The organism is Sorangium sp. So ce1014, from assembly GCF_051521505.1.
Taxonomy (GTDB): domain Bacteria; phylum Myxococcota_A; class Polyangia; order Polyangiales; family Polyangiaceae; genus Sorangium.
Window position 1 is genome coordinate 10,674,244 of record NZ_CP150356.1, and the last position, 24,240, is coordinate 10,698,483.

At 70.7% G+C, this 24,240-nt stretch carries 15 protein-coding genes; 5 read left to right on the plus strand and 10 right to left on the minus strand.

The genetic code is table 11. The features are described 5' to 3' along the window. Positions 1–100 precede the first annotated feature (100 nt). Positions 101–844, plus strand: coding sequence for an SDR family oxidoreductase (locus tag WME75_RS40465; RefSeq protein ID WP_437482158.1), 744 nt, complete (start codon positions 101–103; stop codon positions 842–844). Positions 845–968: 124 nt separating this feature from the next. Here WME75_RS40465 and WME75_RS40470 read toward each other — a convergent pair whose 3' ends face one another. Then, complete coding sequence (locus tag WME75_RS40470; RefSeq protein WP_437482161.1) at positions 969–1,772, minus strand: hypothetical protein; 804 nt, start codon at positions 1,770–1,772, stop codon at positions 969–971. 295 nt (positions 1,773–2,067) lie between these two features. Continuing rightward, on the minus strand, positions 2,068–3,453 hold the full coding sequence (locus tag WME75_RS40475; protein WP_437482164.1) for a sigma-54-dependent transcriptional regulator: 1,386 nt from the start codon (positions 3,451–3,453) through the stop codon (positions 2,068–2,070). 336 nt (positions 3,454–3,789) lie between these two features. On the opposite strand from WME75_RS40475, the gene WME75_RS40480 reads away from it, so the two are divergent. Further along, the gene (locus tag WME75_RS40480) at positions 3,790–5,277 is read left to right on the plus strand and encodes an amino acid permease (protein WP_437482167.1); all 1,488 of its coding nucleotides are present in this window, start codon (positions 3,790–3,792) and stop codon (positions 5,275–5,277) included. A gap of 99 nt (positions 5,278–5,376) precedes the next feature. Here WME75_RS40480 and WME75_RS40485 read toward each other — a convergent pair whose 3' ends face one another. The 4 genes from WME75_RS40485 to WME75_RS40500 form a co-directional block, all read right to left on the minus strand. Continuing rightward, positions 5,377–5,838, minus strand: a complete 462-nt coding sequence (locus tag WME75_RS40485) for a macro domain-containing protein (protein ID WP_437482170.1) — start codon at positions 5,836–5,838, stop codon at positions 5,377–5,379. Positions 5,839–5,995: 157 nt separating this feature from the next. Continuing rightward, positions 5,996–7,003: a S1 family peptidase gene (locus WME75_RS40490; protein WP_437482173.1), complete on the minus strand. Its 1,008-nt coding sequence runs from the start codon at positions 7,001–7,003 to the stop codon at positions 5,996–5,998. Between the two features lie 68 nt (positions 7,004–7,071). Next, positions 7,072–7,737, minus strand: coding sequence for a hypothetical protein (locus WME75_RS40495; RefSeq protein WP_437482176.1), 666 nt, complete (start codon positions 7,735–7,737; stop codon positions 7,072–7,074). Between the two features lie 156 nt (positions 7,738–7,893). Then, entirely contained in the window at positions 7,894–10,221 is a 2,328-nt protein-coding gene (locus WME75_RS40500) for a membrane dipeptidase (RefSeq protein ID WP_437482179.1), read from the minus strand. Between the two features lie 297 nt (positions 10,222–10,518). Here WME75_RS40500 and WME75_RS40505 point away from each other — a divergent pair, with 297 nt between their 5' ends. Beyond that, positions 10,519–11,562 carry an AraC family transcriptional regulator ligand-binding domain-containing protein gene (locus WME75_RS40505; RefSeq protein WP_437495022.1) on the plus strand — a complete coding sequence of 348 codons (1,044 nt, stop codon included), beginning with the start codon at positions 10,519–10,521 and terminating at the stop codon, positions 11,560–11,562. Between the two features lie 271 nt (positions 11,563–11,833). Here WME75_RS40505 and WME75_RS40510 read toward each other — a convergent pair whose 3' ends face one another. Beyond that, positions 11,834–12,241 (minus strand): hypothetical protein, encoded by a 408-nt coding sequence (locus WME75_RS40510; RefSeq protein ID WP_437482181.1) that lies wholly within the window; start codon positions 12,239–12,241, stop codon positions 11,834–11,836. 1 nt (position 12,242) lies between these two features. Here WME75_RS40510 and WME75_RS40515 point away from each other — a divergent pair, with 1 nt between their 5' ends. Together WME75_RS40515 and WME75_RS40520 are read left to right on the plus strand one after the other, a co-directional pair. Beyond that, positions 12,243–17,465, plus strand: a complete 5,223-nt coding sequence (locus WME75_RS40515) for a DNRLRE domain-containing protein (RefSeq protein ID WP_437482184.1) — start codon at positions 12,243–12,245, stop codon at positions 17,463–17,465. 55 nt (positions 17,466–17,520) lie between these two features. Further along, positions 17,521–19,203: a VWA domain-containing protein gene (locus tag WME75_RS40520; RefSeq protein ID WP_437482186.1), complete on the plus strand. Its 1,683-nt coding sequence runs from the start codon at positions 17,521–17,523 to the stop codon at positions 19,201–19,203. A 98-nt stretch (positions 19,204–19,301) separates the two neighbouring features. On the opposite strand, the gene WME75_RS40525 is transcribed toward WME75_RS40520, so the two are convergent. The 3 genes from WME75_RS40525 to metG all read right to left on the minus strand — a co-directional run bounded on the left by WME75_RS40525 (position 19,302) and on the right by metG (position 24,215). Next, positions 19,302–20,297, minus strand: a complete 996-nt coding sequence (locus WME75_RS40525) for an AraC family transcriptional regulator ligand-binding domain-containing protein (protein WP_437482189.1) — start codon at positions 20,295–20,297, stop codon at positions 19,302–19,304. A gap of 179 nt (positions 20,298–20,476) precedes the next feature. Then, positions 20,477–22,081 (minus strand): sensor histidine kinase, encoded by a 1,605-nt coding sequence (locus WME75_RS40530; protein ID WP_437482192.1) that lies wholly within the window; start codon positions 22,079–22,081, stop codon positions 20,477–20,479. Positions 22,082–22,109: 28 nt separating this feature from the next. Beyond that, positions 22,110–24,215 (minus strand): methionine--tRNA ligase, encoded by a 2,106-nt coding sequence (gene metG, locus WME75_RS40535; protein WP_437482196.1) that lies wholly within the window; start codon positions 24,213–24,215, stop codon positions 22,110–22,112. Positions 24,216–24,240: the final 25 nt, after the last annotated feature.

Here is a 24,240-nt window from a genome sequence, read left to right on the forward strand (position 1 = left end):
TGTAGCAAACAAAATGTGGACTCTCAATTGTAGATAGTCCAGCGCCCCGCGGCTATGTTCCCCTCATGAACGCCGCGCTCGTCGCGGCAAAGGAATGGATATGAAGACCGTGCTCATCACTGGTTGTTCCTCGGGCTATGGCCTCGAGACCGCGCGCCACTTCCACGCGCAGGGCTGGAACGTGGTCGCCACGATGCGAACGCCGCGCGAGGACGTGCTGCCGCGGTCGGACCGCCTGCGCGTGGTGGCGCTCGACGTGACGAAGCCCGCCAGCATCGCGGCGGCGATCGAGGCGAGCGGGGCCATCGACGTTCTCGTCAACAACGCCGGTATCGGGCTCATGGGCGCCTTCGAGGCCACGCCGATGACCACGGTGCGCGAGGTGTTCGAGACCAACACCCTCGGCGTGATGGCCATGACGCAGGCCGTGCTGCCCGGGTTCCGCGCGCGGCGATCGGGCGTGGTGGTGAACGTGACCTCGAGCGCGACGCTCGCGCCGATGCCGCTCGTCGCCGTGTACACCGCGAGCAAGATGGCCATCGAGGGGTTCAGCGCGTCGCTTGCGTTCGAGCTCGAGGCCTTCGACGTGCGCGTGAAGCTCGTCGAGCCGGGCTACGCCCCGACGACGCGCTTCACGAGCAACGGGGGAGCCCGCATGGAAGGGCTGATTCCCGACGCCTACGCGCCTTTCGCGCAGCGCATCTTCGCCTCCTTCGGGCAGCCGGCGCTCGTGACGAGCGAGTCCGACGTGGCCGAAGCGGTGTGGCGCGCCGCGAACGACGCATCGGGGCAGCTCCGCTTCCCGGCCGGCCCCGACGCGGTGGCGCTGGCCCGGGCGAGCTGAGCAACTTCATGGGGCGCTGGCGGCGGCGTGACGGGAAGGAGATGAGCGGTGTGGCCCGCGTCGCCGTCACGCGGGGATCGCCGGCAGGCGCGGGTCGCGCGCGGAGCGCCTGCCGGGAGGCGGTTCAGGTGGGGATGAACACGCAGCACCCGACGACGCAGCTGTAGCCGCTGGAACACCCGGCGCTGCAGGGCTCCGAGCACGTCGGGTCAGGCTCGCCCTCGCCGCCGGGGTCGCCGCCGCTGCTGCTGGAGCCGCCCTCGCCCGTGCCGCCGTCGGGGTCGCCGCCGCTGCCGTCGGAGCCGCCCTCGCCGCTCTCGCCCGTGCCGCCGTCGTGGGCGCCGCAGCCCCCCTCGCCGCCGTCGCTGTCGCCCGGGTCGCCGGAGCCGCTGCCGGGGCCGTCGTCGCAATGGCCGGGGCCGGTGCCGCCCTCGTTGAAGTCCGCGAGCTTGCCCGAGAGCGAGACGGCCGCGTCGGCCGCGGCGCCGCGCTTCACGCCGTACGGGAGCTTGCCGTCAGCATCCTTGTTGGCGGCCATCCACGCCTCGGCGTCGGCGAGCGCCCCGTCGAGGGCAGCGTCGCTCGCGCCGCTCGCCACGTTGAGCAGCGCGGCGATGAGCTGGTGGCCCAGGATCAGGCTTGTGTCGCCCTTCGGGGGCGTCCGGAAGAGCTCGAGCAGCTCCTCCTGGGAGTACTCCACGCCGCCGAGGGTGAGCTTCGACGTCGGCCAGCTCTCCTCGTGGTTCTTCCAGTAACCCTGGGTGAGCGTGCAGCCGTCGCCGTCGCCGCCGCCGTCGGGCGTGGGCTCACTCACGACCACGTTGCCGCTCCCCTCGCCGAGGCGATCCGCGGCGCCCAGCCCGCAGCCGGCGAGGGCGGATCCGACCAGCGACAGACAGCCCACAAGCATCATCCTGCTAAGCGTCATGACTCCTCCTGAAGTTGCTCATCCGCGGTGCTCGCCCCTCGCGAGGAGCAAACCACCGACATCGTGCGTGCAGAGCGGCCGGCGTCGCGCCGATCGGAAGGCACCGATGGCCCCCGATCGACAGGGACCACGACCTCGATCGGATTGAACCAGCGACAGTCGTGACGAGCCGCGCTCTCGGTCCTTCAGTGCCGGCCTGAGCTCGGCGCGGCTCATGTTTTTATGGTCGCCTGCAGATCCGAGTTCGTTCTCGGTCGAGTGAATATTTCCTTCGTCATCGCACGAGCGGCCCAGCTCACTTCAGTCCATACCGATCCATCTTGTTGAGCAGCCCCTGGCGCGACAGCCCGAGCCGCACCGCCGCCTGGCTCTTGTTCCCCTGCGTCGCCCGGAGCGCGGCGGCGATCTCCCGCCGCTCCAGCGCCGCGATCTTCTCTTCGAGCGTCGCCCCCTCGGCCGGCTCGTCGCCTGCCGCCGCCGCGGGCGCGCCGCCTCGCCGCGCCGGCGAGAGGTCCTCCTCGAGGATCTCTCCCCTGCCCCCGGCCATCACGAGCGCGCGCTGCATCTCGTGCCGGAGCTCGCGCAGGTTGCCGGGCCAGTCGCAGGCCTCGAGCCGCCGCATCGCGCCGGGCGAGATCGCCGTCACGGGCGAGCGAGGCACGAGCGCGCGCGACACGTTCAGGAAATGCTGCGCGAGCAGCGGCAGGTCTCCCACGCGATCCGCGAGCCGCGGCAAGGCAATCTCGATCCCGCGCACGCGCCAGTAGAGATCGTCGCGAAAGGTCTTGTTCGCGACCATCGACTCCAGCGCCCTGTGGGTGGCCGACACGATGCGGACGTCCACGGTCACCGGGCGCGCCGCGCCGACCGGCAGGATCTCGCCCGTCTCGAGCACCCGCAGGAGCTTCACCTGCAGCGCCGGATCCATGTCGCCGAGCTCGTCGAGGAACAGAGTCCCTCCGTCCGCCTCGACGAACAGGCCTGGAGCGTCCTTGATCGCGCCCGTAAAGGCGCCCTTGCGGTGGCCGAACAGCGTCGACTCCAGCAGGGTCGGCGCGAGCGCGCCGCAGTTGACCGCGATGAACGGCTTGCCCTTCCGCCGGCTCCTCGCGTGCAGGTAATGGGCGAACACCTCCTTGCCCGTCCCGGATTCGCCCGTGATGAGCACCGGCACGTCGGCCGGCGCCGCGCGCTCGCACAGCGTCTTCGCCTCGAGGAACGCCGGCGACTGCCCGAGCAGCGCCGAGGCGTCGCCCTCGCGGGCGGTGAGCGAGCGCTCCAGCTCCGCCACCCGGTCTTCCAGCGCGAGGCGCGCCGCCGCGCGCGCGACAACGGCGAGCAGCACGTCCGGGTCGACCGGCTTGGCCAGGAAATCATACGCGCCGCGCTCGACGAGCCGCAGGGCGAGCGGCGTCTCGCCCGCGCCGGAGACGACGATCACCTTGGCCGCGGGCCGCTCGGCGAGGATCTTCTCGGCGAGCGCGGCGCCCTCCTCGGGGCGGCCCGACGGCGGCAGCATCAGGTCGAGCACGACGAGGCGCGCGCTCGTGCGGCGGAGCTCCGCGAGGGCCTTCGGGGCGGCCCCGGCCTCGGCGACCGCGTACCCGTCCAGCGAAAGGAGCTCGCGGTAGGCGTCGCGGAAGCCCGGATCGTCGTCGATGAGCAGGACAGTGTCGGTCACGGGTGACCGTACCGCGTCGCCCGGGCGCTGAGCCAGGCCTGTCTTGGGCGCGGCGCTCTCCCCGGCTTCACCCGGGACCTCTCGCCCACAAATCACGCTCGCGGAAAAGCGACAGTCCGCTCGCGGCGAGCGGACGATGACAGGCTCCAGCGGATGTGCGCGGCCAGCGAGCCGCCGAGCTGCTCTGCCGTCGCGCCGTCGAGGGGGGAGCGGCGGCTCACCCCCTGCGCCCGCGCGATGTCCGTGCCGAGGTCATCGCCTCCTTGTCGTCCTCGTCGACGTGCCTCTGGCTTGACGTGCCGAGGGCCGGGCCGCAGAGCCAGCACACCGAAGTTCATGGGGAGCCGGCTATTCGTCCGCAAACCGATATCGGTCCTGAAAAAGGAGCTGGAGGGAGAGCACCGCCTCCACCGCGCCCTCGGGCCGCTGCAGCTCACGAGCCTCGGGATCGGCGCCATCATCGGGACAGGCATCTTCGTACTCACCGGTCAGGCCGCGCACGACAAGGCAGGTCCCTCGCTGATGCTGTCCTTCGTGGTCGCGGGGATGGCCTGCGTGTTCGCGGCCCTCTGTTACGCGGAGTTCGCGGCGATGGTGCCGGTCGCGGGCTCGGCCTACACGTACGCGTACGCGACGCTCGGCGAGCTGCCGGCGTGGATCATCGGGTGGGATCTCATCCTCGAGTACGCCGTCGGCGCCGCCGCCGTGGCGCACGGGTGGTCCCACTATTTCCAGGACTTCATCGGAATCTTCGGGGTCGAGCTGCCAAGGGAGCTCAGGAGCGCGCCGTTCGACTACGATCCAGCGATCGGCGAGCTCGTGTCCACGGGGTCGGTCATCGATTTCCCCGCCCTCCTCGTGACGGCCGCGGTCACGATGATGCTGCTCAAGGGCATCCGCGAGAGCGCGACCTTCAACGCCGTGATCGTCGCGCTCAAGCTCGCGGTCGTGCTCTTCGTCATCGTCGTCGGCGCGTTCCACGTCAACCCGGACAACTGGCGACCGTTCGCGCCGTTCGGGTTCGGGGGGCTCAGCTTCTTCGGTCACACGATCTTCGGCGAGCTCGGCAAAGGGGGCGAGCCGCTCGGGATGCTCGCCGGCGCCGCGACCATCTTCTTCGCCTACCTCGGGTTCGATGCGGTCTCGACCCACGCCGAGGAGGCGAAGCACCCGCAACGCGATCTCCCCATCGGCATCGTGGTCTCGCTCATCATCTGCACCGTGCTCTACGTCGCCGTCGCGGCGATCCTGACGGGCATGGTGCCCTACACCGAGCTGAGCATCGACGCGCCCGTCTCTGACGCCTTCGCGCGCGTCGGCCTCCCGTGGGCGCAGTTCATCATCTCCCTCGGGGCGGTCGCGGGGATCACCTCCGTGCTGCTCGTGCTCATGAACAGCCAGCCGCGCGTGCTGCTCGCCATCGCCCGCGACGGGCTCCTGCCCAGGAAATTCTTCGGAGCGGTGCATCCGGTCTTCAGGACGCCGTGGAAGTCCACCCTCGTCACCGGGTTCGTTGTCGCCACCCTCTCGTCGCTCCTCCCGCTGCGGATCCTGGCGGAGCTCGTCAATATCGGGACGCTCCTTGCGTTCCTGTTCGTCTGCGCGGCGGTCCTGGTCATGCGCCGGGCGGCGCCGGACACGCCGCGCCCGTTCCGGGTGCCGCTCTATCCGCTCACCCCGATCCTCGGGATCGTGATCTGTCTCCTCCTCATGTTCTCGCTGCCCACCGAGAACTGGCTACGTCTCGCCATCTGGCTCCTCCTCGGGTTCGTGATCTACTTCGGCTACAGCCGCAAGCACAGCGCGATGACCGCGAGCCAGTGACGCCCCGGCGCGCCGGGCGCTACCCGGCAGGGCGCGCGCACCGGACCGGCACGGCGCGCACGCGCAGAGGCAAGGACTCGCGCGGCGAGCCGCTTGCGGCTACGCGGTCCGCGCGCGAACGAACTGCTCGAAGACAAGGAGCGTGACGCTCGTGTGGGCGCCGCTCTCCGCGAGGACGCGCTTCACCCGCTGCCCGTCGAGCCCGGCGCTCCCGGCCCCGAGGCGCGGCAGCGCGATCCGGTCGATCCCCGCTTTCGCAGCGAGCTCCACCATCGTCTTCAGGGATCGCGAAAGGGCCGGCAGGGTCGCCTTTTTTGCCTCGCTCTCCTGGATCGCCAGGCAGTAGACCGTGTCCGTGCCCTCGCTCCACGTGAAGACGTCCCCGAGCGTCGGCCTGCGCTCGGCGCAGCGCTGGGCGTAAGCCTCGAGCATCCGCGGCCACCGCTTCTTGAAGGCGACGGAGACCCCCGCGTCCATGGTCCCCGCGCAGTTACAACCGTGGGCGTAGGCGCGCACTCCGTCGGTGTGGAGGATGTCGCCTTTGGTGAAGATCGTCGGCACGGAGGGCACACTACCCCATCCGCGGCGGGGCGAGCGGCTCATCGCGATCGGGCCCGAGGCGGACGCCAGACAGACGCCCGTCCTCGAGAGGGGATCGCGCTCGTCCTGGATCAGGTCGATCGGCGCCGTGCTCGGGGTGCTCGCGCCAGGGCCACCCTCATCGGCGTGCCCTGGATCGTCGCAGGAACGTCACGATGGCGCTCGCCATCAAGGCCGCTGGCGCTCCGATGCCCCTGCGGTCCAGGGGGCGCCCGGTGCGGCCGACGGCGCATCCGCCCGGCGGGTCTCCATCGAAGCCCGCCGCCGGCGTGGCGCCTTCGCCCGTGGCAGGCACCTCTCCGTCGGCGTTCTCCTCGATCCAGCGGCCGTATGCGGGCACGAGCGTGTAGATCCCGCCGTCTCCACAGTCGGGGCCGTCGGGCGAGCCGAGCGCGCGGACGCTGATGCCGAGGAGGTGCGGCTCTCCCGCGATCATGAGGCACGCAGGCCCGCCCGAATCCCCGGAGCAGCTGTCCGGCGACCCGGGAGCGCCGGCCGAGAGCTCGGTCGCGTTCCGCTCCTGGAAGGGCGTCTCGCCGACGTACAGCGCGCCGGAGGGCTGGCCAGGCTCGCCCCGGGCGCCGTAGCCGGCGATCACGACCGGTGCGCCCTCGTCCAGCAGGCCGTCCAGCGCCTCGGGCGGGACCAGCGGAACCGCGTTCATCGTCGTCACCGGGGTCTCCAGCAGCAAGAGCGCGATGTCCTCCGCCCGGGCGAGCTTCCTCGCGCCGATCGTGCCAGGCACCGGGAAGTCCTCGTGTCGGACGACCTTTCGAACACGGAAGATCTGCTCGGGCGGCGCGTCCGTCACGTCGAGCGCGCCCGCCGCCACCCGCAGGTTCGCGGACCCGAGCTCGGCGAGGATCTCCCCGGTGACCTCGTCCTGCAGCACGACGCAGTGGGCCGCGGTGACGACACAGCTCGGGGAGATGAGGACGCCCGAGCACTCCTGGGCACCCTCGCTGTCCAGCACGGCGACGGCGCCGAAGAGGGCGTCGGGGGTCGCCGGTCTCCCGTCCTTGATCGCGAGAGACTGCTCCTCCACGGGGTCTCCGGGCAGGGCGTGCGAGCACCCCGCGAACCCGCCGAGGGCCGCGCAGGCGAGAGCGACGAGGCGTGGGCTCATGTCACGCAGGCTCCGGGCTCACGGCGAGCCGGGCTCGAATGCCCGGCGCGCCGCGCCGCCGGGATCGGTTACTGGCACTCCGGGACGTCGGAGCAGGACTGCTTCGACAGGCGGATGCCGTCGATGACCGGCACCCCGGCGAAGAACGCCGAGCACTTCGCGGCCGCCCAGATCCCGATCGTGTTGAACTGGTGGCACGACCAGTTGTCCGAGAAGGAGACGCTCGCGCGACAGCAGTACGTCGACGCCCTCTGGGACGAGTCGCCGGACTCGGAGACCCGCTCCGCGACCGAGAGCCAGCTCGAGCGCAGCTCCGTGAGCCGGGCGTCGAGGGTTCCCTCGGCGTGCTGCCGCTCCATCTCGAGCAGGACGGCATCGTAGGACTGGAGGTAGAGCTCGATCGCGTCCGACCCGGCCGCGAGCAGGTCCCCGGAAGTGGCCCCCTCCCGGAGGAGCTCGATCAAGGTCTGGACCTGGCTCTGCTGCCGCATGACCTGCGCCTTGGACCAGGCCTCGACCCATTCGGCCGAGAGCGTCCCCGAGGCCAGCCGCGCCTCCAGCTCGGCGCCGATGTTCTCCACGGTCCGCAGCAACAGGGCCGGCGTGACGGCCGCCGACGCCTCGGCCTGCGGCGCGGGCGCGTCGCTCTCCGTCTCCGTGGCGTCACCCGAGCCGCAAGCGGCGGAGAGCGTCGCGATCAGCATGGACAGGGCAAGTGCGAGCTTCTTCTTCATCTGGATCTCCTGGAATGGGTCGTGGCCAGTCAGGCCGAAACGGTGCTACGGCAAGCGTGTAACACGCGCTCGCGAGGGCTCGAGTTCCACTTCGCGACAGGCAATGTACAGAATGCGCCAGGGTGCCGTGACCCCGGAAATGTGCAGCCACAGCGGTCAGCGACAGAAGAGAAACCTGCAGTTCCCGGAAGCGCACTGGTTGTCCTTGGTGCACGCCGCGCCTCGGCTGCGCTTGTTGACGCACTCGCCCTCGTTGGTGCCCCAGCCACAGAACTGGCTCGCGGCGCAGTGCGCGTCGGAGCGGCAGAGGCACGTCTGGGCGAGATCGCCGCAGCGGTTGCTGTGGCACTCCTCGTTCACCCGGCACCCCTGGCCGATGGTCCTGGATCCGGGCGTGTAACACCAGCCCGCGCCGGCGAAAAGCCCACCGCAGCGGCCGGACGCGCACTCGCCGTCGCGCGTGCACATCTGATGATCGGCCTTCTTCGGCTCACAGGCGTTGTCGCCCCCGATGCCAGGCGTCTTCCGCGCGCAGCGGAGGCCGCTGCCGCAATCGGCGTCGTCGTTGCAGACGCAGCGCCCCGGGATCGCATTGCAGGCGACGGCCGTGCACTGGCCGCTCTCGCACTCCTCATTGAACCGGCAGCTCCCTCCCAGCGCCTGGAACCCCGGGCAGTAGGCCGCGCCGCACTTCCTTGGATAGGCGAGCTCCCGCTCCTCCGACGTCGCGAAGGGGGCGACGCCGCTCTCGTCGAGATCGGTGGCGGGATCGGCCATCCCGGCCCGCGGCCCCTGCGCGCGCTCCCACATGCGGAGAAAGGACTCGGTCGACGACCTCAGGCCGGTCGTGTCCACGCCCAGGCGATCCAGGTCGGCCACGAGGTCGGGCAGCATCCCCTCGTGGGCGAGGCCCTTCTCGTCGAACTCCGTTCCCAGGGGGCCGGGCCCCTGCTCGCGCTGGTCCCAGGCCTGGCAATCGGCCTCGGCCTGGAACGCCGCCGAGCAGGCGCCGTCCTCGCCGAAGCGCGGCCGGGTCTGCTGGATGAAGCCGTTGAGATCCGCCCCGAAGGCCATGGGGACCTTCAGGCCGAGCCGCCCGTACTCGTAGGCCTGAGCGAAGGAGCGCGAGGAGCCCTGACAGCTGTTCTCGACCGAGCTGCGGGTGTACTGCCGGGTCTCGTCGTGCGCGGTGCGCAGGCCGAAGATGCCGCCGGTCTGCCGGAGCATCCGGATCACCCGCGCCGGCGTGGACTTCTCCTTCTCCGCCACCTCCGGGCCCATGATCTCCCGGAAGTGACCGTGGGAGATATAGATGGGGTAATAGGCGCGCGCCTGCGCCAGCTGGAACACCCGATCCACGCCCCGCTCCGCCAGGTGCGCGACGTCGATCAGCATTCCCCGGTCCATCATCTCGCCGACGAGCGCGTCGCCGAGCGGCGTCAGCCCGCGCATGTTGCGGCAGCTCGCGTCGACGTCCATGCCCAGCGTCAGCCCCGCGAGGGTGGCGTCGCAGTCGGTGTCGATGAAGCAGCTCTCGGTGTACTGCGCGAACTGGAAGATCGGGTTGTGCAGCGCCGCCCCGCCGAAGGCGTTGTCGACCTGGTGCACCGGCTGGAGCGTCCGGACCCCCAGGGCATGGTACCTGTCGAGCTGCGCGCGCATCTTCGCCGCGTCGACGTCGCGGCCGAACAGGTGGCTTGCCTCGATGGACAGCACCACGGCCAGCTTGCCCGCCCCGATGATCTGCCGGGCGTGCGCCGGCGAGAGCGCGACGTCCATCCAGCCGGCGTTTCGCGCGACGAGCGCGTGGGTCATCTGGAGCTGGAGGTCGACGTCGGCCATCTCGTCGCACGCCCGCGTGCGGTTCTGCTCCGGCACGAGCGAGCAGAGCCAGTCGAAGCTCACCGCCGACATGACAATGAGGCTCAGCCCGCGGTCGTGGGCCGCGCGCAGCCAGCTCACATGACCCTGCTGGTGAGCGATGGTGTCCCAGCGCGGCCACCCCTCGGAGAAGCGCTTTCGCTGGAGGTGAAGCCCTGTGTCGCCCTCCGTCCCTTCGGCCTTGCCCATCGCCTCCGAGCCGGCGACGCCGCCGCCCAGGCCCAGCAGCGCCGACAGCGCGCCGCTGCTCGCGAGATCCAGCATCGCCGACTGAGGGCACCGGTCCAGGAGCGCGCTGAGGTCCTGTCGCACGCGGGCGTGATCGCTCCCTGGAATGCCGCCGTCGCAATCGTCGAGGGCGCCTGCGCCGTCGTGCTTGCCGTGCAGCCATCCGCCCCCGAACGCCTCCTCCGACATCATGTGGAAGTGCAGGTCCGCGAACCCGTTCACCGGGGGTGAGCCGAGCGCGGCCGGGGCGGGGACAGGGGTCGACGCGGCGGCGCCGGCGGAGAGGCCGCTCCAGGCGGCAGGACGCGCGAGATCGCCCGTGGAGTCTTGCCCGCTGGCCGGCGGGGTCAGTCCGGAGTCGCACCCGGACGTCATGAGCGCGAAGGCGGCCAGGGCCGCGGTCGCGAAGGGGCGCGCGCGGCGCCGGCGACGCCGGTGGGGCGCCGGGTCAGGTCGAGGCGATCGAGAACGTGTCAGGCAATGGTCGAGGCAGGTCATCGGTGGCGCTGCCCGGGGGGTTCGGTTGTGGGTGTCCCAGGCTCTCAGGGCGCCAAATTAGCTGATGTATCGCCGGATCGATCGCGCGACAGATTTACATTTTGCGACACGCTCGCATAATGCGCCATCGTGCCGGCTCAAGGTTCGGGATCGACGGAGTTCTTGCGGGCCTTGGTGACAGCGGCGGCGCGAGACGGGCTCGACGCCGAGGACGTTCGGCGCGTGATGGCCCTCCCCAGCGGCTTTCTGGAGAAGCGGGGCGCTCGCGTGTCCATCGCCCTGGTCCGCCGCGTGTGGAGCGGGCTCACGGACCCCCGGACGGCGGGTCCTCTCCTGGGCCTCCGCGCTGCCCGGCAGCTCCCGCTGGGGAGCCTCGACCTCCTCGATTACCTCGCGATGGCCAGCACGACCGGCGCAGAAGCGTTCTCGCACCTGACACGTTATATGCCGCTGCTCGCGGATGCCGGGCGCGTCTGGACCGAATCCGACGGGCAGAGCTTCCGGTTCTGTCACGATGCGCCCGGCGGCGTCCCCTCGCTGGCGGAGCTGCTGCTCGGGCTGGTCGTCGCGCGTTCCCAGGCGCTGTTCGGGCCGGCCCACGCGCCGCGCCGGGTCCAGTTCGCGCACGCTCCCCTCGCCGCGGCCAGCAGGTATGAAGAGGTCCTCGGCGTCCCGGTGCAGTTCGGGGGCCGCTTCGACGAGATCGTGTTCGATCGCGACATCGCCCGGGCGCCGATCGCCAGCCAGGACCCGCAGCTCAGGTGCATCCTTGTTGCGCAGGCGGAGGAAGCGCTCTCTCGACTCGGTGTCTGCGGGGAAGTCGCGCACGATGAGGATTTTGTCCCTGCCTTCCGGCACGCGCTGGCGCTGGCGCTCGACGCGGGCGACACCAGCCTGACGCGCATCGGCGAGAGCTTCGGGATGAGCGCGCGGACGTTGCAGCGCCGGCTGGCCGCGGCGCACGTCAGCCACCGGGAGCTCTTGCAGCAGCTGCGGCTGGAGCGGGCGCGGCAAGCGCTGGGGGCTGCCCAGCTCAAGGCGGTGTCTCATGAGCTCGGCTATTCGAGCCCCAGCGCCTTCCACCGCGCGTTCAAGCGGTGGACGGGGCTGACCCCCGGCGCCGTGGCCGAGGGCGGCGCCTCGCCGCCGGCGGGACGGGGCGGCGGCGAGAGGCAGCGGGGGACCGGGGAGCCGCCCGCGCCGCCGGCGGGCGCATAACGGCCGCCATGGCAGGCCCGATGCGCTGATCCCGCGTCGCCGCGGATCGCGCCGGCGCGCGGCGCCTGGCGGGTTTTGTCACCCCCTGGCGCGCTTTGTCGCCTTCGCGGCCGGCCCGAAGGCAGGTAGTCCAGGCCATCACGGGAGACCGCCAGCCGCTCCGCGAGCGCGCCCGGCGGACGCCCGCGTCACGTCCGCTCATCTCGGCCAACCAGGCCGTCGGGGATGATTCAATGACAGCTCGTAGGTCCGTGCTGATACGTCAGCTCATTCAATTACAAGACGCCCTCGCGGTCTCCAGCCGCGCGGGGCGCCTCCCGCTCCTCTTCTGTCTGGGCATCGTCGCCGCCGCCTGCGAGGGCGGCGCGGAGGACCCGGGCGAGCCCATTGGAAACGCGCAGCAAGCGCTCTGCGCAGCCGACGACCTGGGCTGCCAGAACGGCGCCCCGAGCTGGCCGAAGTGGTCCCAGCAGCCCGATCGGCCGGACCCTGTCTTCCAGGAGTTCGAGACCGGCTCGGGCGCCGGCAGCGCGTCGAGCAGCGCCTCGTCTGGCAGCGCGTCGAGCAGCGCCGGCTCCGGCAGCGCGTCGAGCAGCGCCTCCACCGGCGCGAGCGGGGCGGGCGGCGGCTCCGGCGTCGAGTTCAAGGTCAAGGCGTGCGACCCGAACCAGCTCGGCAAGATGCCGGAGAACCCCAATCCGAAGGGCGCCGACCTGCAGAACGTCACCACGAACTTCCACGTCCTGCAGTCGATGCAGCTGCTCTCGTCGATCGTCAACAAGACGTCCGAGGCGATCAACAAATTCGAGACGGAGACGATCGAGGACGCGGACAAGGGCAAGTGCATCTGCACCCAGCGCGTGGCCGCCGAGTGCCTGGAGGTCATCCAGCAGGACAAGACGACCTACGAGGCGTGCCTCGACTTCTGCGACCCGGTCACGACGCCGGCGAACGACTGCAGCACCGGGGTGCTCGTCTGGCTCGCCAACGACATCCAGCAGAGCGAAGCGGGCAAGGCCAAATGGGCCCTCAGCACGGTCAAGTGGCTCGACAAGATCGCCGGCGAGATCGCCGACGGGCGCTTCGCAAATTTCCTGGAGCAGTTCGGCGGCGAGCTCTCGAACGCCACGGAGCTGCTCGCGAAGATCCAGTGTTACATCGACCTGTACACCGAGGGATACCACCTCGGCAGCTACTCCGAGCAGCGGCCTGATCTGCACATGTGCATCCCCTGGGCCGGACACGGCGCGTACGCCACGCTGGTCGAGAGCGGCGACAGCAGGTGGGGAATCGGCGGCCGCTACACGTCGCACAACCTGAGCGAGGAGCGACGCGCCCAGATGCGCACCGGCGGCTTCGCCGTGACGGCGTTCGGCGAGACGCTGAGCATCCTCCCGGGGATGGAGTTCGACATGCAGCTCGACGGGTACAAGTGGTTCGACCGCGCGGCGCCCCTCGGCATCGAGGCGCTCGGCCACTCCGGCGGCGGCGGCGTCAGCCTCGCCGCCGCGAAGAAGCTCGGCGTCTTCTATCTCGCGGACGAGGACCAGACCGGATCGCTCGACACCGACAGCGACGGCCGGGTGTCTCCGCAGGAGTTCCTCATCGGGACCTACATGCCGTTCTCCTACACGGCGGACTACACGCCGAGCGGCGCTCCGACCCCGGCCACCTGGCCCCGGAGCGCGGCGGAGGCGGTCGAGGACTGGGAGGGGCGCTCCGCCGCCGTCATGGCCGCGGCGCTCAACCTGGATCTGCAGATGAAGCCGATCGAGAAGGAGCTGACGAAGATCCCCCTTCCCCCGGTCCCCGGCGCGTTCCTCATCCCGTACTTCCGGCTCGGCGCCGGGGTGAAATGGTACGACGAGGCCTATTTCATGCGGAAGCGCCTGCAGGAGGCGCTCAACAAGCACACGCATCACAAGATCGAGAACGTCGATTTCGATCGCAACATGCACCCGTTCCAGGCGCCGGACGTGACGGCCGAGGCGGGGACGGAGGTCTCGGTGAGGCCGGAGGTGGGCGCGAAGCTCTTCCTCGGCGTGCCGCTCGGCAAGCGGCTGAAGATCGGCGTGGAGGCGAGCATCGGCTTCTCCGTGGATCTCAAGCCGAGCGGCTCCGGCGGCGTGGTCGACCTCAACACCGCGCTCGAGCAGGCGCTGGTGAACAGCAACCCTGACGAGGCCCTCGAGTGCAAGCCGGTCTTCAACTACAAAGATCAAACGTACTGCTCGAACCGGCTCGTCGAGGAGTCCGGGCTCAACCTCGGCTGCACCCCGCTCGACACAAACAACTCCTGCTGCATCTCCTTCGTCGCGGGCGGCCGCGCCTGCATCGACGACTGGACGGGGATCACCCAGGAGCTGTGCGACCCGGGCAAGCTCTCGTACGCGCTGTTCTCGACCTTCCTGAAGGAGAAGACGGCCAAGCAGCTCAAGAGCGCCTTCCAGCAAGGCTTCACCGCCCAGTGGAACGCGAACAAGACCTGTGACGAGTGCGACAGCGACGGCACCTGCACGACGAACGTGCGCAGCGACGATCTCCGCGACATCTCGGGCTGCCAGAAGCACGGCGTCTGCTGCCTCCCCGTGGCGTCGTCGCCCTTCGGCCAGGCCGGGCTGCGCAGCCTCGTGAACGACACGTACACGCAGGCCCGGTTCCTCCAGGCCGGCGACCTGGCCCACGATCCGGCCGCGCGCCTGCTCTACGTCGCGGACCGGACCGCCGTTCGCCGCATCGATCTGGCGAGCGGCGCGGTGACGACGATCGCGGGGTCGACCGCCTCGGGCTCCACCGACGGCGTGGGCACCGCCGCGCGGTTCAACACGATCTCGGGCATCACGCTCCATAACGGCGCGCTCTACCTCGCGGATCGCGGCGGCCGCACGGTCCGCAAGCTCACGCTGAGCAGCGGCCAGGTCACGACGGTGGCCACCCGCACGGTGCTCGGCACGCCCCGCGACGTGGCCGTGGACGGAGGCGGCCTGTACGTCACCGACAGCGGGGCCCGCACGCTGCTCCGCATCGATCTGGCGACGAGCGCCGCCACCGTCGTCGCCGGCCAGCCCTCGTCGTCCGGAAACGTCGACGGCGTGGGATCGGCCGCCCGGTTCGCCGAGCCGGCCGGCATCGTCGCCGACGGGCGCGGCAACCTGTACATCGCCGACGCGTTCAACCACGCGCTGCGCCGGGTCGAGATCGCGACCGCGACGGTCACCACCGTGGCCGGCAACGGCGCCGCGGGCTCCGCGGACGGCGTGGGGACGGCCGCTCGGCTCACCTCCCCGCAGGCGCTCGCGACCGACGGCTCCGGCAGCGTGTTCATCGGCGAAGGCAACAGGCCCGGTCGCATCCGGCGCTTCGATCCGGCGCTCGGCGCCACCACCACGATCGCCGGCGCGCCTGGCACCGTGTGGCTCGACGGCCTGGCCGAGGACGCCATCTTCGAGCTGCCCGGGGGCGTCGCCGTGCTGCCCTCCGGCGACATCTACGTGAGCGATACGCTGCCGTCGACGGTCCGCAAGATCGCCAGCGACTGCGACGCGTCCGTCGCGGGAGCCGTCGAGTACGACCTCACGGAGGCCGAGTGCCCCGGCACCTTCGGCGCGTACCGCTGCGTGACCGAGACCCGGAGCGATGTCGTCGAGTGGCGGGGCCCCGGGTGCCATCCGCTCCACGCCGGCTTCCAGTCCGCGTGCGGCTGCGCGTCGGACGCCGACTGCGGGAGCGGCGAGACCTGCGACACGGTGACGAAGCTGTGCGCCGTCGGCGGCGCGCCGGTCGAGTGCCTGTGCAGCGCGAACCCGAACCCGACCTGCGCGAGCGAGCCAGGCCGCACGTGCGTCGAGGGGGCGTGCACCCGCCGCTGCAACTACAACGCTGCCACCGCGGACACCGCCTGCGGCTACGGTCAGGTCTGCACGCCCGACGGCGCGTGCGCGCCGCAGGCCGGCGCCCAGTACGCCGAGCAGGTGATCTGGGGGATGAAGAACCAGGAGGCGCCCGCCCACGCGATCGCCACCTACGGCATGAGCGAGATCGAGCTGATCGCCGCGCTCAACGCCGGCATTCACGTCGGCCTCGAGGTGAAGCTGTTCAAGAAGCCGAAGAAGTTCACGCTCTGGGACTGGCGCCGCTCCTGGGACATCGGCTCGGTCGAGAAGGCCAGGTTCCAGCCCGGGCTCGAGGCCACGTACCAGTGGGACAGCACGTCGCTCGGCCAGGTGACGAACTACCAGCCGGACGAGGTGACCCGCTATGCGACGGTCACGTCGGAGACAGGCGACTTCCTTTCGTGGTGCAAGGACGAGCTGCCGCTCTACCCCGAGGACCCGCTGCCCCCCACCACGGGCGACATCACGGGCAGCGTGCAGGAGGTCATCGACTTCGGCTTCCACCTCGGAGAGCAGGTGTCCACGATGGAGAACCTCTGCATCGACGGTCGGCCCATGATGGAGTGGCTGCAGGACAAGGACGCGCTCGCCGAGGCGTTCGTGACCGGGACCTGCTCCTACGTCGGACTGGTGAGCGGCTTGCGCGGCAACCTCAATTTCCCGTGCCAGGAGGCGCACCTGTACCTGCTCATGCACTGGGGCTGCCTCGACACGCAGCGCTCCGCCATCTCCAACCTGCTGCGGCTGGGCGACTTCAGCGGCGCGGTCATCAACAACCCGACGCCCACGTTCGACCCGGCGGCGCTGCTGTACAACCCGAGCGACGGACTCGAGGCGTCGAACCTCGTGCACCGGAGCGCCCTCGCCGAGGCGTGGCTCGCCGAGGTGGAGGCCTGCTTCGACGACCACTCCGAGGACACCGTGCCTTGCACGTGCATCGACGACGCAGATTGCACGACGGGACCGGGGCAGACCTGCGTGAGCGGGACATGCCAGGGCCCCGAGGACGACGTCATCCAGTGCTCCGTCGTGAAGAACGCGGGCGTGACCGTCGGGCGCTGCTGCGGCGACGGCGTGCAGCAGGCGTCCGAGCAGTGCGACGACGGCAACGCGCAGAACGGCGACGGCTGCTCGTCGAGCTGCAAGCCGGAGACGAAGGGCGCGTGCTGCCGGTCCCTGGCCTGCACCGACCTCGGCACGGGCGGCATCAGCTCCAGCGCGAGCTGCCGCGAGGCCGGCGGCTACTTCGTGAGCGGTCACAGCTGCGCCGAGATCGACGCCTGCGGGGCCGAGCCCATCGGCTCCTGCACAGAGCCCGACGGGACGTGCCACACGCCGACCTACGAGGCGCAGTGCGACGCGGTGAGCGGCGTGTTCACCGAGAGCGGCCAGTGCGAGAGCGAGCCGGAGCGGCTGACGCTGCAGCCCGGCAGCGCCGGAATCGACGCGACGATCACCAGCCTGAGCGCGGGCGTCGGGAACAACAACGGGAGCTCCCCGAACATGACCGCGGGGGAGTGGACCTCCGACGGCGTCGATTACGTGAACCGGAGCCTGTTCAGCTTCGATCTGTCGCCCATCCCGGCGGGCTCCACGATCGAGCGGGCGCGCCTCACCCTCTACGCCGATCCCGACGCGCGCATCTACGGCCAGGGCACCTGGAACGGCCTGCTCCCGGGGCACTCGACGCACGGCGGCTCCAACGCCTTTCTGCTCCAGCGCGTCACCTCGCCGTGGCAGGAGAGCACCGTCACCTGGTCGAGCCAGCCCACGACCACGACGCTGCACCAGAAGCTCCTGCCGCAGAGCACATCGCTCGGTCAGGACTACGAGAACGTGGATGTGACCGCGCTCGTGCGGGACATGCTGAGCGCGCCCGCGAGCAACCACGGCTTCCTGATGCGGCTCGAGAACGAGGTGACCCGGTACCGGGAGGTCTCGTTCACGTCGAGCGACTACGCGAACGCCTCCCGGCGCCCCAGGCTCGATGTGGTGTTCCGGAGACCCTGATCGCCGGCGCGTTCAACCTTTGATTTTGATCAAGAGTACAGAAGAATTGGATACAATGAGATCGTCATTCAGAATCTTCGCAGGCGTCGCCGGCGGCCTCCTCGCGAGCGTGGCGGGGGTGTCCATGGCGCGGGCCCAGGTCGCCCCGCTCGACACAAACCATGTGGTGATCATCGACCGGTCCGGCAGCATGTCCGGCGGCCGCATCGAGCTCGCGAAGAAGGCGGCCAAGATCTACTGGAACACGCTCGTCTCGAGCAACGTGCCCGCGTCGCAGTCGTTCACCGAGCTGCTCGGCGTGGCGAGCTACGCCGACACCTCGTCGATCACGTACCCCATGACGGCGCTCCCGGCGTCCGGCCTGGAGTCGGCGGTCGACGCGCTCGTCGCGAGCGGGGGGACCTCGATCGGGTCCGGCCTGGAGGAGGCGCTCGACATGCTGGTCGCCGAGAGCCCGACAAAGAGCGCGCGCGAGTGCGTCATCCTGCTGTCCGACGGGCAGCACAACACGCCGCCGGCCCCGAGCGACTTCTACAGCGCCTACTTCAACCGCGTGGACGAGGTCCACTCGATCGCGCTCGGGTCGGGTGCGGACGAGGCGATGATGAGCGACATCGCAGCCAACTACGGGTTCTCGCCCGGGGTCTACCTGCGCGCCGACAGCGACACCGCGATCGACCAGCTGGAGCTGATCGGCGCGTTCAACCGCATGGCGAACGACTGTCGTGACGGCGGCATGATCGATCAGGTGCTGACGCAGGTCTCGCCGCAGTCGACGTCGTGCGCAGACACGCTGGTCTCGGCGGCTCAGATCGTGGATTTCACGATGATCTTCGTCGGCGCGGCCGCGCCGGACGTGTACTTGGAGCCCCCGCCGGGGCACCCGACGCCCACGATCACCGAGACGAACTTCGCCGCGTCGGGCTCCGACATGACCTTCTTCTCGGCCGAGAGCTTCAAGCGCTTCTCCCTGAACCTGACCGAGTCCTACGAGGAGGGGTTCTGGCAGTTCTGCGCGGTCAACAGCTCGGATCAGCCCCTCTACCTCTACTCCGCGGTGTCGACCCTGGCCGATACGATCACGCTCGACGTCACGCCGAGCACGCTGAACGTCGGGGCGGCGCCGCTCATCGTGGAGGCCGAGGTGAGCCACCTGGGCAGCCCGGTGGTGGGCGCCGCGGTCAGCGCGGAGATGACCGGTCCGAGCGGCGCGGTCACGGCCCTGTCGTTCCATGACGACGGCGCCGCCGCGCACGGTGACACGACGGCCAACGACGGCGTTTACTCGCTGAAGGTCGGCCAGTTCACCGAGACGGGGAGCCACAACGTCACGGTGTTCGCGGACCACGCCGGCAGCGGCACCGTGCCGATGTTCACGCGGCAGCACACGTTCGGCTTCTACAAGGACCCCACGCCGTCCACGCCCGTCTGCCAGAGCCTCGGGGCGATGAGCACGGCGATCGTCACCTCGATCAACGGGTCAGCTTGCTTCCAGATCGATCGGGCGAGCCTCCCGACCACCTGGACGCCGGCGGCCCTGAAGCTGCAGATGAGCCCGGCGGACGGCGTCCCGTTGAACGGCGTCAGCGTGTCGGCCAACGGCGGAGCGCCGCAGAACGCCCCGGCAAACAGCTGGTCCACCGAGACCGTCATCCCGTTCCCGGGCACCGCGAACGATGTCGTCTATCAGGTGAACACGACCAGCAACAGGCAGCTCCGGATTCAATGGTATCCGTGACGCTGCGCGACGGCCTCGGCGCGCCGCGCCTTCGATCGGTCATGTCCCGCGCGCGCGCGTAGAGGCCCTTGCTCTCGGGGCCGCCGGTGCGCTCCGGCTCACCGGCGGCGCAGCGCGCGGGACACCGAGCGCGCGCTCGCGTAGCCGAGCCCGGCGGCGAGCGTGCGTCTCGTGGGGCTGGACGAGGCCAGATAGTGGTTCGCCAGCTCGGTTCGCACTTCCATCAAGAGAGCGCGATGCGACGTGCCCTGCTCTCGCAAGAGCCGCTGGACGGTCCGCGAGCTCACGCCGAGGTGCTCGGCGACGCGATCGATGTTCGGGTTGCCCGCGGCGACGCAGATCTGGAGGGCCTGTCGGACGTCGCTCGCGAAGCTCGACGGAGCGGCGGCGACCGCCCGCGGCTCGCCGACCTTGCTGCTCGCGCGGAGCCGCGCCTCGGCGCAATCCTCGAGGACCTCACAGAGGCGCGGCTCGGCGGAATGGAAGGGCAGCTCCAGGAGATCCCGATCGAAGACGAGCTCGTCGCAGGGGGCCTCGAACTCGACCCGCGCGTCGAAGATCCGCTCGTATTCGCCGGCGGCGCGCTCGCGGCGGTGCCGGAAGCGCACGGCCAGCGGGCGGATGTGCTCACCGGAGAACATCCGCGCCCGGAGCACCATCAAGCTGACGACGAGATCCGCGACGGCAGGCACGCCGTCCTGCGAGAAATGGCGAAAATGCGCGCGGCGACCGGTCACTTGCAAGCCCAGGGCGCCTCCATTGGCGACCAGCGGCGCAAAGCGGATGAAGCGGTCCAGCGCTTCGCCGAAGTTGCGGCTGCTCCGTGTCAGATAATCCAGGAGGTCGAGCGAGCCGACGTCGAGCTGCTCCGCGGTGTGCAGCCCGATCAGCGGATCGCCGCTCACCTCCTCGGCGGAGGACCAGATCTGCCGCGCCGCGCGGAGCGAGATCGGCAGCCCGCGCTGGCGGAGCGCCCCCGGCGGGAGCCCGGAGTTTCGCAGGACCGCGTCGATCGGCAGACCGAGCTTGGGCGCTGCCGAGAGAAGGAGCAGGACGAAGTCAGAGAACGCGGACGGAGCTAGCGTCTTGACCAAGATTCCTCACGAGCACAAACGACTCGCAAAGTAATCGCCGAGACGGTTCGGGGCAACCCGGATCCTGGCGCGCGGGACAGCCCGGCGCGCACCTGGCCGGGGCTGGCCGGGGGCCGGGCTGCCCGGTCAGACGTCTCTCGCGCGCGACCGGGGACGACCCCGAGCGACGCGGCCCCACCTCACCCCGCCGCCTCCGCCGCCCTCTCGGGCCACCGCGCCTCGAAGCGCGCGCCGCCTCCGCCTCCCAGGGCGGCGCGCTCGTGGCGCAGCGTGCCCCCGTGCCGCTCCAGCCAGCGCGCCGCGACGGCCAGGCCGAGCCCCGTGCCCGGGTGCTTCGCGTCTCGCCCTCGCCCCGTCACGAACGGCTGGAACAGCATCGCCTCGATCTCGGCCGGCACTCCCGGGCCGTTGTCCTCCACGCGCACGACCACGAAGCCGCCCTCGCCGCGCGTGACCACCGCCCGGATCCGCCCCTCGGCGCTCCCTTCGAGCGCGATGGCCGCGTTCTGCAGCAGCGCCGTCGCGACGTCGAGGAAGGCCCCGCGGTCGGCCTCGACGAAGATCGGCCCGCCCGCCTCGGGCGCGATCTCGATGGGCGGCGCGCCCTCGCCGACGATCTGCCGGACGTGGCTCGCCGCGAGCCGCAGCGTGGAGAGCGCGTCGACCTCGCTCACCTCGAGCGGCCGCGGGCGGCTGTAGCGGAGCAGGTCGTCGAGGAACCGCTTCGCCCGGTCGACCTGGCCGCGCAGCGAGGCCACGGTCTCGGGCTTCGCGCCCTGCCGCTCGAGCAGCTTCGTCTGGGCGGCGATGACCCCGAGCGGATTGCGGATCTCGTGCGCCACCGCGCTCGCGAGCCGGCCGAGCTCGGCGAGCCGCTCGGCCTGGTCGGCGCGCACCTCGACGCGCTCGATCTCGTCGGCGAGATCGCGGACGCCGATGGGCCTCTTGAACATCCGGCGCCCGAGGTGCTCCACGACGAGCAAGCGCAGCGGGTCGGACGGGAGCGCGGCGAGGAAGGTGACGAAGACGAGCCAGGCGAGCGACGCGCCGCCGCCGGGCGCGAGCGCGGGCAGGATCTTGAAGAAGACGACGAGCCCGAGCGACGAGAGGAACGCCGTGAGGCCGGCGTAGGCGAGCCCCTGCGCGAAGACGCGGCGGGAGCGCCCCAGCTCGCCGATGAGCACCGCGTAGGCCACGAGCAGGATGGCGAGGAGGAGGACCGGCGCGCCGAGGAGCACGTCCCCGAGCCCATGCACGCGCAGCACCACGAGGAAGCCGCCCCCGAGCGTCGCGAGCACGCTGCCGAAGAAGAGCGCGGCGATGCGCCGCTGCTGGAGCCCCCGGGCCGCGAGCGCCGCGCGCCCGAGCCGCGCGCCGACCGCGACCGCGGCGAGGCCCATGACGACGGCGAGCGGGAGGAACAGCGGGCCCGGCGAGCGGGCGGCAGGGCCGTAGAGCAGGCGCGGGGAGACGGCCCCGAGCAGCGCCACCGCGGCGCTCACGGCGTAGGCCGCGACCACGGGGCGGCGCGAGGCGCCGGCGACGTCGGCGTAGGCGTGGGCGAGGCCCGCGGCGACGATGATCCCGCTCGGGAGGACGTGCTCGGCGAGGGCGACCGTGCCCTCGGTCTCGAGCAGGATGAGCCCTGTGACCCAGAAGGCGAGGAAGAAGCAGAGGGCGACGAGGCCGCGGCCCACGTTGCGCCCGAGGCGCAGCGCGGTGACCGCGACGGTCACGGCCACGGCCCAGAGCGGGTAATACGCGAGGGCGACAAGGGGCCTCACGGGGGCCTCGGCGTCGGGAGGGCTCGCCTCAGTGGACCCGCATCCCCGGCTTCGCCCCCGAGTCGGGCGAGAGCAGGTGCACCGTCTCGTCCCCCGCCGCCAGCACCATCCCCTCGCTGAGGCCGAACTTCATCTTCCGCGGCGCCAGGTTGGCGCACACGATGACGAGCCGCCCGACAAGGTCCTCCGGCTTGTAGTGCGCCTTGATCCCGGCAAACACCGTTCGCCGCGCCTCCCCGCCGAGCGAGACGGTCAGCTTGAGCAGCTTCTTCGCCTCGGGCACGTGCTCCGCCGCGACGATGCGCGCCACGCGCAGGTCGACCTTGGTGAAGTCGTCGATCGTGCACTCCGGCGCGAGCGGCTCCTTGGCGAGCGCCGCGCCGTCGTCCTCGGCGGCCGCGCCCTCCGCCTGGCCCGCGGCCGGCGCCCCCGCCGCTGCCGGCGCCTCCGCCGCCACGGCCGCTGCCGGCGCTCCCGCCGCCCCGCCCGCCGCAGCCTCCTCGGCCGGGCGGCTCTCCGTGATCATCTTCTCCACTGCAGCCGGATCGACCCGCTTCATGAGGTGCTCATACGCGGCCACCGGCGTCCCCACAAGCGGCGTCTTCGCGAGCTCCCACCGGTCCATCGGGCACCCGAGCAGCCGCGCGACGCCGTCGGCCAGCTTCGGCACCACCGGCGCCAGGTAGACCACGATCTGCCGGAACAGGTTGAGCGCCACGGTGCACACCGCCTGCACCTCGGCCTTCTTCTCCGGCTGCTTCGCCAGCGCCCATGGCTGCATCCGGTCGACATACTCGTTCGCCCGATCCGCCAGCGACACGATGATCCTCGTCGCCTTCGCGTAGTCGAACGCCGCGTACGCCGCCCCGATCGCGTCCGCCTCCGCCGCGGCCGCCGCGAACAGCCCCCCGTCGTCCGGATAGGCCGCCGACAGGCCCGTCTGGGCCACGAAGCGCGAGGATCGGCTCGCCAGGTTCACGACCTTGTTCACGAGCTCGGCGTTCACCTTGTTCACGAGCTCTTCCAGGTTCAGGTCGATGTCGTCGACCTTCGAGCTCAGCTTGCTCGCGTAGTAATATCGCAGGTACGCCGGGTCGAGGTGCTTCAGGTACGTCGAGGCCAGCACGAACGTGCCTTTGCTCTTCGACATCTTCTCTCCGTTGACCGTCAGGAACCCGTGCACCTGCACGCGAGACGGCAGCGAGAAGCGCGCGGCCCTGAGCATCGCCGGCCAGAAGAGCGTGTGGAAATAGACGATATCCTTCCCGATGACATGGACGATCTCGGTCTCCTCGGATCGCCACCAGTCGTCGAACGCCTCGCCCTCCCGATCGCACCACTCCTTGCTTGCGGCCATGTACCCGATCGGCGCGTCGAACCAGACATACCAGTAGTTCCCGGGCGCGTCGGGGATCTCGAACCCGAAGTACGGCGCAGGGCGCGATACGTCCCAGTCGCGCAGGGGCTCCGACAGGAAGTGGCCCGCGAGGTAGTTCGCGATCTCCTTCGGCATCCGCCCCTCGCCCTGCGTCCAGGTCGAGAGGAACGGCCGCTCCGGCTCGATGGCCACCATGAGGTGCTGCGCGCTGCGCACCTCGGGCCGCGCGCCCGTGAGCGCGCTCCTCGGCTCGACGAGATCCGTGGCGGCGTAGGTCGAGCCGCACCGGTCGCAGCTGTCGCCGTACTGGTCCGCGGCCCCGCACTTCGGGCAGGTGCCCTTGACGAAGCGATCCGCCAGGAACATGCCCTCCTTCGGGTCGAAGAGCTGCGTGACGTCCTTCGTGGTCACCATGCCGCGCTCGCGCAGCGACGCCCAGATCTGCTCACAAAGCGCCCGGTTCGCGGGCGAGTTCGTGCTGCCGTAATGGTCGAACCGGATCTGGAACGCCGCGAAATCGCGCTGGTGCGCCGCGCTCATGTCGGCGATGACGTCGGCCTCGCTCCGCCCCTCCTGCCTCGCGCGGATCATGATGGCCGTGCCGTGGGTGTCGTCGGCGCACAGGTAGATGCACCTCCGCCCGATCATGCGCCAGTAGCGCGCGAGGATGTCGGTCTGCGTGTACTCGACGAGGTGGCCGATATGGATGTGCCCGTTGGCGTAGGGGAGCGCGCTGGTGAGCAGGAGCCGTTTCATGCTGCGCTCGACTTTGCACGAGATC